This is a genomic window from Pyruvatibacter sp., assembly GCF_040219635.1.
Taxonomy (GTDB): Bacteria; Pseudomonadota; Alphaproteobacteria; order CGMCC-115125; family CGMCC-115125; genus Pyruvatibacter.
In genome coordinates this window covers 146,905-161,175 of sequence record NZ_JAVJSC010000003.1, presented here as the reverse complement: position 1 = coordinate 161,175, position 14,271 = coordinate 146,905, and the positions used below count along the sequence as shown (strand labels likewise).

Genomic DNA, 14,271 nt, shown 5'->3' with positions numbered 1-14,271 from the left:
GCCATTACTGCATACGTAAAAAGGCGCGCCATTGGGGCGCGCCTTTTTTGTGCTGTTACCGACACCGAAAATCCGATCACGTTCCGGGAGATGTCTGATGAGTGAAGCCGCAAAAATCGACGATACCCTGCCGCCGTTCAAGCCACTGCCGCAAAAGCCACCGAAAGTATCGGTTGAGCATCTGCCCGACGGGTCCGTTACCATTACGTCCAAATATCCGCTTGGTGAGATGGCGCGCAGCATTGCGCACATGTTTGAGGATGCGGCCCGTGACCACCCTGATCGCAACTTCATCGGTGAGCGTGATATGTCGGGGACTTGGAAATTCATCACCTATGGCGATGCGCGGATCAAGACAGATGCCATCGCCAGCGCTTTGCTGGCGCGCGGCATGGGACCGGAAACACCCCTGATGGTGCTGTCGGGCAACGCCATTGAACATGGTGTGCTGATGCTTGCTGCGATGAAAGCACGGGTTCCTGTCGCCCCCGTTTCAGTGCCCTATTCGCTGATGAGTCCGGGGCATGAAAAACTCAGGCACGTTGTGGCTACAGCCAAACCAGCAATGATCTATGTGGACAATGCACCGCTTTTTGCGGACGCGATAGCCGACATAGATATGACCGGTATTGAACTCGTGGTGTGCGCTGCGAAAAGTGGCGGTACAGATGGTGTGCCCGCAGCGGCTGTGACCTATGAAGAACTGTGCGAGACGCCTGCGGACAGCAGCGCTGTTGCTGCAAGCATGGCGCAGATCACCCACGATACTGTTGGCAAGTATCTGTTCACCTCCGGCTCCACTGGTATGCCGAAAGGTGTGTTGCAGACCCATGGTATGATGTGTGCGGTCGTGGCTGGGCAGGAAGCTCTGCGTGACGAAGAGCCTGACCCCAACGAGGTGCCGGAAACACTTGAGTGGATGCCGTGGAACCACATTTCTGCAGGCAATATCAGTTTCAATGCTGTGCTCAAGAACGCCGGAATGCTGTATCTGGACGCAGGAAAACCGATTCCCGGCATGTTTGACCAGACGATCGCCAATTTGCGCGAGGTGTCTCCGCAGGTTTTCGGGTCTGCCCCCATTGCTTTTTCCATGCTGGCAGATGCCATGGAGCGGGATGCCACGTTGCGCAAGTCATTCTTCGCCAAGCTGAAATACATGGCCTATGGCGGGGCAACGCTTTCAAACGATTTGTATGATCGTATGCAGGCGCTCGCCATTGCCGAGACTGGTATGCGTATGCCGTTCACCACCATGTACGGCGCGACGGAAACGCAGGGCATTACGGTGGTACATTGGATCACCGAGCGTGTTGGCCTTATCGGGCTGCCGCTGCCGGGGCTGACGCTGAAACTGGTGCCCAACGGCACTAAAATGGAGGTGCGTGTCAAAGGTCCCACGGTCACATCCGGCTACCTTAACGACCCGGACAAGACAGCTGAAGCGTTTGATGAGGATGGCTTTTACAAACTGGGAGACGCGGGTAAGTTTGTTGATCCAAATGACCCTGCACAAGGGCTGATATTTGACGGACGGGTGACGGAAGACTTCAAGCTATCCTCCGGCACCTGGGTCTCTGCCGGTACGCTGCGCGCTGATGTTGTGGCTGCGGCGTCGCCCATATTGCAGGACGCCGTTGTGTGCGGTCTCGACAAACCCTATGTCGCGTTGCTCGCGTGGCCTAACATGGCCGCCGTTGCCGAGCTTGCGGCTGGCACCACCACGCCCACCGACATGTTGCGACATCCTGCGGTGGTTGAGGCGCTGCGCAAAAAAATTACCGCACACAACAAGAAAGCTGGTGGATCATCCGGGCGGATCAAACGTGTTCACCTGATGACTGAACCACCATCTATTGACGGTCATGAGATCACCGACAAAGGCTACATCAATCAGCGCGCCACACTGGAGCGTCGCGCGGCACTGGTCGATATGCTGTATGCGGATGATGTGGCTGACGGAGTGATTGTGATTTAGGGCAGGCGCTGATCGTCAGGCAAGCTCGGGATCAAGTCCGGGGAAGCAGGTGTTGCTAACGTCCGGTAGCGTCTTGCACACATTCAAGAAGAAGTTCCAGTTGCGCCCTGCCAAATGCGCGCATGTTCTCAATTCGGTCGGCGCTGCCGGTTTCGACCATGCGGGCACGTGAAACGGGACCGGAAACAGCGACCACGGCGGTACCAGGTTTGGGACCATAGGGCGAGCCTGCGGGCCCGGCGGCGCCCATTTCGCTGGTCGCCCAGTCACATTTCATCTGTCTGCGATAACCATCTGCAAGCTCTTGCGCGAAAGGTGGCGTCAAAGGCACAAGGCCTTTTAGGTTCAGCGTCGTTCTGTCACGTAGGGCGCGGCCCGCATGCGGTGTGTAGATGACAGTACCACCCAGAAAAAATGCGGAGGCACCCGGCTGTGCGATCAGCGCTGCTGACACCAGTCCACCGCCTGCACTTTCCCCGATGGCAACTGTTTGCTCGCAGCCTTTGAGATGATCTGCAATGGCCTTTGCAAGTGGCAGCAACGTTTCCAATTTGTCAGTCTCCCTGATATGCGTCACGGTCCGTCATGCCGGTTGTAGCATTTCCAGTATTCAAAAACGGGCTGTACCATAATGAACAAGATGATACCGCGCACGGTCCTGGACTTCTGGTTTTCAGCGGGGTCTGACAAGTGGTTCAAAAAAGATCAGGCATTCGACGCGAAAATTGTTTCACTGTTTTCTGAGGCTGTTGTAGCGGCGGGCGAAGGCGCATTTGATGATTGGCGTAAAACGCCAGAAGGCGCGCTGGCGTTGGTTATTTTGCTGGACCAGTTTCCGCGCAACATTCATCGCGGCCATGCAGATGCTTTTGCTTATGACGCCCGCGCACGGGAAGTTGCGCGCGGGGCGATTGATCTGAAATATGACACTCATATACCAGCTACCGCGCGGCAATGGTTTTACATGCCGTTTATGCATTCAGAAGCGCTGGACGATCAGGAGGTGTGCATTCAACTCCTGGAATCCCGGCTGGCGGAAGATGAAGGCACGCTTCGTTTTGCTATTTTGCACCGCGACCTGATTGCCCGGTTCGGCCGTTTCCCGCATCGCAACAAAGTCCTTGGCCGCCCATCGACACCTGATGAACTGACATATCTGTCGAGCAAGAATGCATTTTCGGGGTAAGCTGCCGCCAACACGAGAAACAACGCTAACACGCCAAGAGGAAATACCATGTCACTTGACCCCCAGGTTGAGGCTTTGCTCGCTCAGCTATCTGAGAACCCGGCGCCCAAATTGTGGGACATTCCACTGGCGGATGCGCGCGCCACTTATGACGGGATGGCTGCGGTGCTCGACCTGCCGGATGTGCCGATCGGCAAAACCGAGGACATTGTCATTCCCGGCCCTGCCGGGGATATTCCCGCGCGGATCTATACGCCTGTTGCAGGCGGCGGTGCGGCATTGCCATGTCTTGTATTTTTTCATGGTGGCGGGTTTGTCATTGGCGGGCTGGGCACCCATGACGCGCTGTGTCGTACACTGGCCAACGAGGCAGGTGTGCGTGTTGTAGCGGTTGACTATCGGCTGGCGCCTGAACATGCATATCCGGCGGCTGCTGAGGATTGTTACGCAGCAACTGCGTGGGTGGAACAGAATGCCGGTGATCTGGGTATTGACCCCAACGCCATCGCTGTTGGCGGTGATAGTGCGGGCGGTAATCTGGCAGCGGTCGTGGCGCTGATGGCAAGAACCAAAAAGGGTCCGCAGATTGCGTTTCAACTCCTCATTTATCCGACCACGGACTTTACCGATGCCGAGCAATGGGGGTCGCGCACGCAGTTTGGTGAAGGCTACTTTCTGGAAAAGGAAACCATGCGCTGGTTTGAGAGCCAGTATATGGGCGGTAATGATGCCGCGCGCTCCGAGGAAACAGCCTCCCCGCTGGGTGCAAGGGATTTATCCGGCTTGCCGCCAGCCTATGTGATTACCGCCGGATTTGATCCGTTGCGTGATGAAGGTAAGGCCTATGCGGATGCACTCAATGCCGCCGGCACCAAGGCTGAATACATCGACTACCCCGGCATGATCCATGGTTTCTTTAACATGCAAGGCGTGCTGGATGTGGCGCGGGATGCTGTAAAAGTGGCAGCAGCAAAGCTGGCGGCAGCACTTGCAGATTAGCTGAGCAGTTTGCCGGGGTTCATGATGCCCTTCGGGTCGATGGTTTTTTTAATTGCGTCGAGCATCTGCATACCCAGCGGCCCTTTTTCCTGACCCAACCAGGGCGCATGATCTGTGCCGACGCCGTGATGGTGCGAAATCGTGCCGCCATTGGCGAGGATCGCATCTGATGCGGCACGTTTGATTGTCAGCCACTGCTCGACTTCGCCTTCGAGTCCACCGTCAAGGCGACGCGGAAACACGAAGGTGAAATACAGGCTCGCGCCATCAGCATAAGAGTGGCTGATATGTGCCATGACGATGCCACGCTGGCGGTCATCGGTCAGAGTCTCCGTGATTGCGTCTTGCAGTGCTTTGGTGACGCAGGAGTGCAGATGTTCAATGTTGGGCCAGAAGGTTGATGTTTCCAGCGTGTCAACGCCCAGCCCGTGATCCATCATCGGGTCACGCACCATAGGCCCGTGAAACCGTCCGGCCTTCCAATTAGCACCGGGTGACTTGCCCACATGCATACCGCCTGAAGCCGCGATGATGCGCGCGGCACGGTCGCGGGCGTGGGAGACATTTGCGGCATCCCCTTCCATGCCGGTGAGCAGAACGCAGGGCTTATCAGCGTATCCGCGCAGACGCAGATAGGCATCCGTCAGGTGGTCCTTGACGCCGGGCTCTTTTCCCGCGCTTGAAAGTGTGCGGAAGAAAAAGGTTTCATCGGCATCTGACAGGCGCAGCATGGCGACGGGCACTTCTGTCTGCACGATGCGTCGTATCGCTTCGCGGCCTTCTGCGAATGTGCGAAACAGATAACCGCGATAGTCTTCGGTTTCCGGAACATCATGCAGCTTGAAGGTGGCTTCGGTGATAATGCCCAGCGTACCTTCGCTGCCCGCCAGTAACTGGTTGAGGTTTGGGCCTGCGGCAGATGCGGGTGTGGCCTCGGTGCGCCAGGTGCCGGTTGGCGTGGCGACGGACGCTGACACAAGCCATTTTTCAGCCTTGCCGTAGCGGTTGGAGTTTTGCCCGGCGCCGCGCGCCGCCACCCAGCCTCCCAGAGTTGAATATTCAAAGCTCTGCGGGTAGTGACCAAGCCGCACGCCGTGGGCCGCCAGTGCTTTGTCCAGCGCCGGGCCATAGATGCCTGCCTGTGCCGTTGCGGTCATTGCGGTATCGTCCACGTTCAGCACTGACGCCATCAAAGTTGTGTCAACGCTGATGCAGATGCGGGTTTCATCCGCCTCGCGGCCTGTTACGCCACCAACAACGCTGGAGCCCCCGCCATATGGCACCAGCACTATGTTGCTGGCAGCGGCAATCTCAACGAGGGCCTGTGTTTCGTCTGCACTGCGCGGATAAACAACGGCATCCGGCGCGTTGGACAGGTCACCCGCGCGCAGATGCAGCAGGTCGTGGTAGCTCTTGCCGCGCGTGTGAAAGGCGCGTTCGTAGTCGCCGGTATGCACCTGATTGGCGCCAACGATGCGCTCAAGCGACAGGCGGGTTTCGCCATCCAGACCGGACGCGGGCAATGTGCAGGTAGAAATGTCTTTTGCAGGTGTTTGCGGCAGCGGTGCCGTCATGCCCAGCGCGTCTGCGATCCAGTCCCATGCCGGTGCGCCTTTGGGCAGGGCATCATGCTGGTTAGTTGGCCCCCAGCCGTTCCAGCGTAGGCTTGTGCGGTCGATGGTCATGTGTGGCCTCGTCCAGTGGAAACAGTCGCGTTAAGTGCGCAGTTTGAGTGCTGCAGGCACAATTTCAAAGCTTGCGGGCAGGCGGCCTGGTGCTTCTCCATCGATATCAAGCAGCACTTCGTCAGTTTCATCAACCGGCAGAGCCAGCAGTGTTTTTGTGCGTGTGGCAATCACTTTGGGGCTTTGAATGTGGGTGCCCTTGTAGAGGTCGCCGTCGCCTGCCACCAGATCCCTGAGGGTTGTATCGGTCATGATGACCACATCAAACAAACCATCGTCGGGTTGTGCCATGGGTGCCATGTGCATACCACCGCCAAAGTACTGGCCCAGTGCAACAGCAGCGGTGCCAACATTGAACAACTCGTCGTAGCGGTCATCCATCTTGATGCGCACGGGCATCGGTTTGTAGCGCAACGCAGTCCAGAAGGTGCACCAGGCGAAGGTAAATGTCCCGCCAAACATTTTTGGCCAACGTGCCTTGTTGACGGCGCGGTCCACTTTTCCCGACAGACCAAAACTTGCAATGTTGTTGAAGTAGCGGGTTTCCTTGCTGCCATCGTCCGCCACATAGCTGATGCGGCCAAGGTCAACCTCGCGCACGTCGCCGCGCGCACAGATGTCTGCAGCAAGTGCCGGATCATCGGGAATGTTGAATGTGCGACGATAGTCACCACCCGTTCCCGCAGGCAACAGTGCGAGTACTGCATTAGGGTTCAGCGGCTTGCCGGTATCAAAAAACCCATTGATGCATTCGTGAATTGTGCCGTCGCCGCCAACCGCAATGATCTGATCCGCACCATTGCGCAATGCCTGGGCTGTCAGGCGCGCTGCATCCCAGGGGGCGGTTGTAAGCGACGTTTCAACCGGGCGGCCTGTTACCGGCGTAATTGCTCGATTGAGTGTTGCCAGGAGATCGTCCCAGTTCTTCGCTGTGCCCCCTCCGGCTGAATGCGGGTTGGCAACAACATGCACTTTTGCGCCGTCTGTGAGCGCATATGGTTTGGGTTTGCCTGAAGGGGATTTAAGCGTCATGGCTATTGCGCGGTTACGCTGGCGGAGGGAACGTCGTCGCGCGTATGGAAGCGCTTTTCTGTTTGCGCGATCTGGCGGGTTTTTTCGTCTGCATCCCACCCCAGTTCCTCACCGACGATGTCGGCAATGCGGGTCAGCGTTTCGTGGCCGGGGTGGCCCAGCGTGCCGAGGCCCGTGCGCCGTTGCAGCACATCGTCCAGAGTGCGGGCCATCTCTGTGCGGATGGAGTAGAGCGCCTGTGCGCCGATTGTCATGGTTGAATTGGACAGAGGCTCCAGCAGGTCGGGGCGTCCTTCGTGGTCGGCAATATCCACCACGTCGTCAATCCGGCTACCGTAGTTGCGGGCAAGGTTGCGGACAATATCAGGTGCCAGCTTGGGAAAACGCTTGAGGGCCGCTTCCTCAAACTCCCGATAACGGGTTATCTCGCCGCCTTGCACAGGAGTTGTAGCGGTGCGGCACGATCCGGCTGGACGATCAAGTTTGCTCAGAGCCATATCAACCACTTGCTCCGCCAGCTGACGGGATGTTGTCCATTTGCCGCCCAGCGCCGAAAGCAGGCCATCCACGCCTTCATCAGCGTGGTCGAATACTTCAGCGGCGCGCGAGGCACCATAGCTGTCTTTTTCATCCGCATTCGGATTGGTGTCCACAAGCGGGCGCAAGCCGGCGTAAAAGTGCTCCACATCATCACGGGTCAGGTTGAGGCCTGGAAGACCGTCATTGATGACGGCAATGAAGTTTGTGATGTCCGCTTCGCTGACGTTTAAGTCGTCCGGGCGACCTTTGAACACGGTGTCCGTGGTGCCAATAATGGTGTGGTCACGCCACGGAATGACAAAAAAGTGCCCGCCCAGCTTGGACTGCACAGCCAGCGCCATGTTCTCAGTCAGCTTCCGGGTAATCAGGTGAATGCCTTTCGACCGAATGAGGCTGCGGGCAGGCGCGCCATCCTGCTCGGCCAGCGCCATGACCATGTCGCCCCACGGGCCGGTGGCATTGATGGTGAGGTCGGCTGAAATGTCGTGGCTGCTGTTGTCGAGTAAGTCGCGCACGCGGGCACCAGTGACGGTACGTTTTCCATTCTCAGTGCCAACAAGGATTTCATCCACCTGCGCGTAGTTGGCAATGTGTGCACCGTTGTCGGCTGCGTCGCCAATGCATTCAATGCCAATGCGCTCAGGTGAATACATCTGGCAGTCGTAATAGATCATCGCACCGGTCAGCCCGTCCTTTTTCAGGTAGGGCGCACGCTCAAGCGCTTCGGCGCGTGAAATGCGTTTGTGACGCGGCATGTGTTTGTCAGGGTCATCCAAACGATTGCGATCGTAGGAAAGCAAATCATAGAGCGTCAGACCGATCTTGAGGGTGATGGTGGACGCTGTGCCGTATAAGGGAATGAGAAATGGTACGGGCGACACCATATGCGGGGCAATCGCTTCCCAGGTACGGCGTTCGCGCAGGCTTTCGCGCACAAGGCTCAACTCGAAGTTCGCCAGATAGCGCAGGCCTCCATGCACCAGCTTGGACGAGCCGGAACTGGTGGCAGATGAAAAATCGTTCTTCTCAACAAGTGCGACTTTAAGCCCCCGAAAGGCCGCGTCGCGCGCAATGCAGGCACCGGTAATGCCGCCGCCGATAATGAGAAGGTCATGACGGGTAGCCGCCATGCGTTGAAGGTTGCGCTCCATAAAGCGACTCAACTCCTGTTCGGCCTCACGCCCGCTTGGCGAGACCCTTTTGTTTCATGCGCCAGACCAGCAGGTCTATTCGGTCCTGCCCGAAAAACGGCTCACCTTCGAATACCATAAGTGGCACACCCCAGTGACCTGCGGTTTTCTGGGCGGCTTCATTTTCTTCGATTATTTTTTCATACGCTGTGGGATCGGCTTCAATTTTTTTGTCGAGGTCGGCGAGGTCGAAGCCCGCTCGGGCAACAGCGTCTGCGAGATGGGTGCCTTCGTTCCAGCCTTTTGTGCCGCCGAAGATGATGCGGCTCACCTCATACAAAAATGCCATGCCGTGTCCGGCCTGCGCTGCTGCCACACCAAGCCGGGTAAGGCGGTGGATATAAGGCTGGTCGGCAGGTACCTCGCCGGTTTTAATGTCCATCACGATCGGGTCCGGGCTTGGCCATGCATAGGGCATGTTTTCAAACTCGGCGATGCGTGCTGTGTCTGTCAGCAAATAGGGTGGCCATTGCGGGTTCACGGTCTTGAAGAAACCAGGAATGCGCACGGCGATAGGATAGACAGGGCGCACATTGATGGTCACGTCCCAGGTTTCGGCAAGTTGCCGGAGGCGGGGCGTTGCGAGGTAGGAATATGGCGAGCGGAAAGACCAGAACAGGTCAAAGGAAAGTGGCATGAAAAATTGTCCCTTTATGTAGCCCGGCACCGAGCCCTGTATCGAGCCTGCGTTTGTCCTGCTCCGCACGGCGTCTTTTCGCGCACGCTACCGTGCGACGGGCGCGACCCCAAGGGCTTTTTCGTCCGGCTTTCAACCTGTGGGCCTTGTTGCTAGGCTCCGATCCGAAAAATGTAAAAGCACAATATCATCAGGAGACGCGCCATGCCGCAGGCACAGGCCAACGGGCTGACTTTCGAATACGAGACCTTTGGAGACACCAGCAATCCTCCGCTTTTGCTCATTATGGGTGTTGGTTGCCAACTCGTGATGTGGCCGGACAGTTTTTGCCGCGGGCTGGCGGATCAGGGCTTTTATGTCATCCGCTACGACAACCGTGATGTGGGGCTGTCGAGCAAGATCGACGACGCGGGCGCGCCGGATATCATGGCTGCCGTGACCGCACAGATGACCGGCCAGCCGGTAACATCGCCCTATTCTCTGGACGATATGGCTGACGACGCCGCCGGTCTGCTGGATGCGTTGGGTATCGACAAGGCCCACGTCGTGGGTGCGTCCATGGGCGGCATGATTGCGCAGCTTGTGGCGATCCGGCATCCGCAAAAGATGAGGAGTATGGTCTCCATCATGTCCACTACCGGCAACCCGGATGTGCCTGCGGCTAAGCCGGAAGCCATGGCTGCGTTGCTGACCCCGCCTGCTGACACGACGCGCGATGCCCTCATCGCGCAGGGCGTGAACATGTGGAAGGTGATCGGCAGCCCGAAATATCCTGGTACGGACGAAGAGCTGCGGGCGGTTGCCGCAAAGAGCGTTGACCGCATGGTCTGCCCTGAAGGCTTTGGCCGTCAGGTGCTGGCTATTCTTGCAGCGCCCGCACGCAATGAGGCTCTGGCAAAGGTAACTGTGCCGACCATGGTGTTGCACGGCGCAGATGATCCTTTGGTGCCGGTTGAAGGTGGTAGGGACACAGCGAATGCTGTGCCCGGCGCGCGCCTGGAGATTGTTGAGGGCATGGCGCACGATTTTACCGAAGCGCTGGTGCCTATCTATCTGGAAAAGGTCGGTGGATTTTGCCGTGAGATAGAGGCTGGCAAGGCCGCCGCCGAGTAGTCTTTGAAAACGCTCTTTATACCAATCAAATACAATCGCTGGGAGGCGACATATGCAGATCAAGGCAAACGGTATCGACATTGAAGTCGAAACATTTGGCGACAAGGCCAACCCTGCCATCATCTTTGTGATGGGATTCGGGGCCCAGCTCATCAACTGGCCCCAAGAGATGATGGACGGTCTGGTGGAGCGTGGTTTTCACGTGATCCGGTTTGATAACCGTGATGTGGGGCTGTCGCAGAAGTTTCCGGAGCTTGGCACGCCTGATGCGGGTGCCATCATGGGCAAGGTTCTGGCCGGTGAGACACCGGATGTGCCCTATACGCTCACGGATATGGCTGCAGATGCTGTGGGCGTGCTGGATACGCTGGGCATCAAGAAAGCGCACATTGTCGGTGGGTCCATGGGCGGCATGATTGTGCAACTGGCTGCTGCTGGCTGGCCGGATCGCTTCTTGTCCATGACTTCCATCTTCTCAACGACCGGCAATCAGGAGGTGCCGCCTGCGAGCGATGAAGCGATGACGGCCCTGCTGTCGCGCCCGGCCAATGAAGAGCGCGAGACGGTGATTGCGCATTCCTTGGGTGTGCGCAAGGCCATTGGCTCGCCGGGGTTCCCGACGCCTGATGACGAGGCGCGCGTGAAGGCGGCTGAAAACTTTGATCGCTCGTATTACCCTGAAGGAACGACACGGCAATATGCAGCCATCATCGCTGACGGTGATCGCCGCGAGCGCATCAAGACAATCTCGTGCCCGGTGCTGGTGCTGCACGGCACAGATGATCCGCTGGTGCGGGTTGAAGGTGGCCGTGATACGGCGGCCAATATTCCCGGTGCCAAACTGGTGGAAATTGCAGGCTGGGGCCACGATATGCCGACGGCGCTGCTCCCACGCCTGATTGATGAAGTAGGCGGGTTTGTAGCCTCGGTTGAAGGGCGTGCGCAGGCAGCTGAATAGCGGCAGACCTGACCTTCCAAAAGAAAAGCCCCCCGGTTTGTAGCCGGGGGGCTTTTTGTTTGGGGAGTATTTATACCTGGCTGGCACCGCCATCGCAGGGCACACAGGCACCTGTTGTGTAGGCAGAAGCGCGCGAGGCGAGGAAGATGGCGACACCAGCTATATCTTCCGGCTCGCCAATACGCTTGCGCGGGTTTTCTGCGCGGATGACGTCGCCGAGTTCGGCGAGCGTTGCTGCCATCATGTTGGAGGGGAAGGGGCCGGGCGCAATCGCGTTGACCAGAATATTGTCTTTTGCAAGCTGGCCTGCCAGGTGGCGGGTCAGCATGATCATGCCGGCCTTGGAAGATGAATAGGCATAGGTTTCGAGAATGGGCGGCTCGATGCCGTTGATCGACGCAGTGTTGATAACGCGTGCAGGCGTTTCGTAGGTGGCGGCTTTGCGCAGCAGCGGCAACAGCTTTTGTGTCAGGAAAAACGGGCCTTTCAGGTTGATGTCAAAGACCTTGTCCCAGCCTTTTTCGGAGTAGTCATCAATTGGTTCGCCCCAGGCGGCACCGGCATTGTTGACCAGAATGTCGAGTTTTTCCTCGCGCGACGCTATTTCCTTTGCAAAAGCTGTGACGCCTTCAACGGTGGACAGGTCATAGGGAAGCGAGATGCATTCCCCTATTTCGCTGAGGCGCGCGGCGGTGGCGTCGCAGGCTTCCGCCTTGCGTGCGGTGATATAGACCTTTGCGCCGTTTTCCACGAAGCCCTGGGCGATCATTTCGCCAATGCCGCGGCTGCCGCCGGTGATCACGGCAACCTTGCCGGAGATATCAAACAGGTTTTTCATTTTGGCGTTTCCTCATGTTGATGTGTTGAGAAAGGCCATAACGCAAAGCGGCGGCAAAGAGGAGTCCCCCTTTGCCGCCGCTGTTGACTGATGCGCGGACTCTCAGGTCAAGCCGGAGTATCTCGTAGGCTTTGCTGCCCTTAGAAGTTGGCCGCATCCAGCTCCATCAGGGTGCTTGCACCGGCTGCGGCGCGGACCTTGAGGGAGGTTGTCATCGGCATTTCGCGTTCCATCCAGAACTTGGCCAGCACCAGTTTGCGCTTGTAGAACTCCGCGTCGCCTTCTCCGGCGTCGAGCTTTTCCTGCGCCGTTTTGGCCATCTGCGCCCACATGAAGCCCAGCGACACGATGCCGAACATGGTCATCACGTCGTAGGAGGCAGCACCTGCTTCTTCAAAGTCTTTCGGCGCATTTTCGGCCAACCATAGGGCTGCGTGCTGAAGGTCGCCAAGACCTGCCTGCAAAGACGCAAGCAATGGCTTGAGTTTGGCATCATCCTTGTTTGCATCGATAAACTTCTGCACATGAGCAAAAAACGCCATCGGCGCACGGCCACCCTTGGAGGTCATCTTGCGCCCCACAAGATCAAGTGCCTGCACGCCGTTGGCACCTTCATACACCTGGTTGATGCGGGCATCGCGCACGAACTGCTCCATGCCGTGGTCACGCACATAGCCGTGGCCACCGAAAACCTGCATCGACATGTTGGCCGCTTCAAAACCCTTGTCGGTGAAGTAGCCCTTGATGATGGGGGTCATCAACTGGCCCATGTCACCGGCGAACTCACGGGTTTCCGCGTCAGGCGCCGATCGGGCTTCGGTGAACATCACAGATACCCACATGGCGAGCGCGCGCGCCCCTTCCACGAACGAGCGTGACGCCAGAAGCATCCGGCGCACGTCGGGGTGCACGATGATGGGGTCTGCCGGGCCGTCAGTGTTTTTGGCACCGGAAAGCGCGCGACCAGCCAGGCGTTCATTGGCATATATCGCGCCGTTCTGGTAGGCGACGTCGCCAATGGCGATGCCCTGAATGCCAACGCCCATGCGGGCGGCATTCATCATGCCGAACATGCCGGCCATGCCGGATGACTTGGACTTTGGCTTGTCACCATCTGCATCCGCAGATTTGGACTGCGGCTTGGGGCCGAGGCGATAGGCCTTGGCATCATCGAAGTTGAGAACACACGTGGCCTGCGCCTTGATGCCCATCTTCTTTTCGATGGAGCCGGTAGATACGCCATTGCGTTCTTCCAGCGCGCCTGTTTCTGGGTTCACGTTTACCTTGGGCACCATGAAAAAGTTCACGGTGGACAGATCATCCGCCAGCTTGCCGTCTTCGTCGGGGATTTTGGCAATCACCATGTGCACGATGTTGTCCGTCATGTCGTGGTCGCCGCCGGAGATGAAAATCTTTGTACCGGTCAGCTTATAGGTGCCGTCGTCCTGCTCGACGGCGCGGGTTTTCATTAGTTTGAGGTCAGTGCCGCAATGGGGCTCGGTCAGGCACATGGTGCCCGTCCATTCACCACTGATCATTTTGGTGACGACATGTTCCTTCATCCAGTCGTCGCCGGTGGCGGCCAGCGCGCTGTAGGCAGCGGCTGTGAGGCCCGGATACATGGCGAAGGATTGATTGGCGGCCATACCCATTTCGGTGAAGGCGAAGGTCACGACGGACGGCATGTTGGCACCGCCGACGCTTTCAGGCGCGCCGAGACGGTTCCATCCATTGTCACAATACTGTTGGTATGCCTCTTTGAAACCAGCCGGCACGCGCACAACGCCGTTTTCAAAATGGGCGCCTTCTTCGTCGCCGGACTGGTTGATGGGCTGCAGCACTTCTTCACAGAATTTGCCACCGGCTTCCAGAATGGCGCGGGTCATGTCCGGGGTAAGGTCTTCAAAGCCCGGCAGATCAGAGCGCTCGTGGATCTTCAGTAGGTCGTGGAAGATGAACATGAAGTCATCAACTGGTGCTTTATAGGTCGGCATGGGGTAACCCCTCGCTTACTGACAAAACTGTTAGATTGGCGCGCAGTGTACCCACAACGACGCGCGTGTCGAGCTTTTTGCTGCACTGCAAATACGTGCCTACGCTCCGCATTTTTGCAGC

At 57.8% G+C, this 14,271-nt stretch carries 12 protein-coding genes; 5 read left to right on the top strand and 7 right to left on the bottom strand.

Features of this window, described 5'->3' with window-relative positions:
* Positions 1–97 precede the first annotated feature (97 nt).
* Entirely contained in the window at positions 98–1,978 is a 1,881-nt protein-coding gene (locus RIB87_RS04155) for an AMP-binding protein (RefSeq protein ID WP_350143811.1), read from the top strand.
* Positions 1,979–2,033: 55 nt separating this feature from the next.
* Here the strand turns inward: RIB87_RS04155 and RIB87_RS04150 are convergent, their stop codons facing one another.
* Complete coding sequence (locus RIB87_RS04150; RefSeq protein ID WP_350143809.1) at positions 2,034–2,528, bottom strand: CinA family protein; 495 nt, start codon at positions 2,526–2,528, stop codon at positions 2,034–2,036.
* 81 nt (positions 2,529–2,609) lie between these two features.
* On the opposite strand from RIB87_RS04150, the gene RIB87_RS04145 reads away from it, so the two are divergent.
* A complete protein-coding gene (locus RIB87_RS04145) occupies positions 2,610–3,164 on the top strand; it encodes a DUF924 family protein (RefSeq protein WP_350143807.1) in 555 nt (184 codons plus the stop codon).
* Positions 3,165–3,212: 48 nt separating this feature from the next.
* Entirely contained in the window at positions 3,213–4,163 is a 951-nt protein-coding gene (gene lipP1 / locus RIB87_RS04140) for a LipP1 family hormone-sensitive lipase (RefSeq protein ID WP_350143805.1), read from the top strand.
* Here lipP1 and RIB87_RS04135 read toward each other — a convergent pair.
* The 4 genes from RIB87_RS04135 to RIB87_RS04120 are packed head-to-tail and all read right to left on the bottom strand — an operon-like array spanning position 4,160 to position 9,247.
* On the bottom strand, positions 4,160–5,848 hold the full coding sequence (locus RIB87_RS04135) for an FAD-binding oxidoreductase (RefSeq protein ID WP_350143803.1): 1,689 nt from the start codon (positions 5,846–5,848) through the stop codon (positions 4,160–4,162). The genes lipP1 and RIB87_RS04135 overlap by 4 nt on opposite strands.
* A gap of 30 nt (positions 5,849–5,878) precedes the next feature.
* Positions 5,879–6,880: a diacylglycerol/lipid kinase family protein gene (locus tag RIB87_RS04130; protein ID WP_350143801.1), complete on the bottom strand. Its 1,002-nt coding sequence runs from the start codon at positions 6,878–6,880 to the stop codon at positions 5,879–5,881.
* Positions 6,881–6,882: 2 nt separating this feature from the next.
* On the bottom strand, positions 6,883–8,571 hold the full coding sequence (locus tag RIB87_RS04125; RefSeq protein WP_350143799.1) for a glycerol-3-phosphate dehydrogenase/oxidase: 1,689 nt from the start codon (positions 8,569–8,571) through the stop codon (positions 6,883–6,885).
* A gap of 25 nt (positions 8,572–8,596) precedes the next feature.
* The gene (locus tag RIB87_RS04120; RefSeq protein WP_350143797.1) at positions 8,597–9,247 is read right to left on the bottom strand and encodes a 2-hydroxychromene-2-carboxylate isomerase; all 651 of its coding nucleotides are present in this window, start codon (positions 9,245–9,247) and stop codon (positions 8,597–8,599) included.
* Positions 9,248–9,451: 204 nt separating this feature from the next.
* On the opposite strand from RIB87_RS04120, the gene RIB87_RS04115 reads away from it, so the two are divergent.
* Together RIB87_RS04115 and RIB87_RS04110 are read left to right on the top strand one after the other, a co-directional pair.
* A complete protein-coding gene (locus RIB87_RS04115; protein WP_350143795.1) occupies positions 9,452–10,360 on the top strand; it encodes an alpha/beta fold hydrolase in 909 nt (302 codons plus the stop codon).
* A 52-nt stretch (positions 10,361–10,412) separates the two neighbouring features.
* On the top strand, positions 10,413–11,318 hold the full coding sequence (locus RIB87_RS04110) for an alpha/beta fold hydrolase (protein WP_350143793.1): 906 nt from the start codon (positions 10,413–10,415) through the stop codon (positions 11,316–11,318).
* 70 nt (positions 11,319–11,388) lie between these two features.
* On the opposite strand, the gene RIB87_RS04105 is transcribed toward RIB87_RS04110, so the two are convergent.
* Entirely contained in the window at positions 11,389–12,156 is a 768-nt protein-coding gene (locus RIB87_RS04105) for an SDR family oxidoreductase (RefSeq protein ID WP_350143791.1), read from the bottom strand.
* 140 nt (positions 12,157–12,296) lie between these two features.
* A complete protein-coding gene (locus RIB87_RS04100; RefSeq protein WP_350143789.1) occupies positions 12,297–14,150 on the bottom strand; it encodes an acyl-CoA dehydrogenase C-terminal domain-containing protein in 1,854 nt (617 codons plus the stop codon).
* Positions 14,151–14,271: the final 121 nt, after the last annotated feature.

Coding starts and splice junctions, on each gene's coding strand:
- RIB87_RS04135 (WP_350143803.1), bottom strand. CDS start 5,848: ATGACCATCGACCGCACAAGCCTACGCTGGAACGGCTGGGGGCCAACT.
- RIB87_RS04110 (WP_350143793.1), top strand. CDS start 10,413: ATGCAGATCAAGGCAAACGGTATCGACATTGAAGTCGAAACATTTGGC.
- RIB87_RS04105 (WP_350143791.1), bottom strand. CDS start 12,156: ATGAAAAACCTGTTTGATATCTCCGGCAAGGTTGCCGTGATCACCGGC.
- RIB87_RS04145 (WP_350143807.1), top strand. CDS start 2,610: ATGAACAAGATGATACCGCGCACGGTCCTGGACTTCTGGTTTTCAGCG.
- RIB87_RS04120 (WP_350143797.1), bottom strand. CDS start 9,247: ATGCCACTTTCCTTTGACCTGTTCTGGTCTTTCCGCTCGCCATATTCC.
- RIB87_RS04115 (WP_350143795.1), top strand. CDS start 9,452: ATGCCGCAGGCACAGGCCAACGGGCTGACTTTCGAATACGAGACCTTT.
- RIB87_RS04100 (WP_350143789.1), bottom strand. CDS start 14,150: ATGCCGACCTATAAAGCACCAGTTGATGACTTCATGTTCATCTTCCAC.
- lipP1 (WP_350143805.1), top strand. CDS start 3,213: ATGTCACTTGACCCCCAGGTTGAGGCTTTGCTCGCTCAGCTATCTGAG.
- RIB87_RS04130 (WP_350143801.1), bottom strand. CDS start 6,880: ATGACGCTTAAATCCCCTTCAGGCAAACCCAAACCATATGCGCTCACA.
- RIB87_RS04125 (WP_350143799.1), bottom strand. CDS start 8,571: ATGGAGCGCAACCTTCAACGCATGGCGGCTACCCGTCATGACCTTCTC.
- RIB87_RS04155 (WP_350143811.1), top strand. CDS start 98: ATGAGTGAAGCCGCAAAAATCGACGATACCCTGCCGCCGTTCAAGCCA.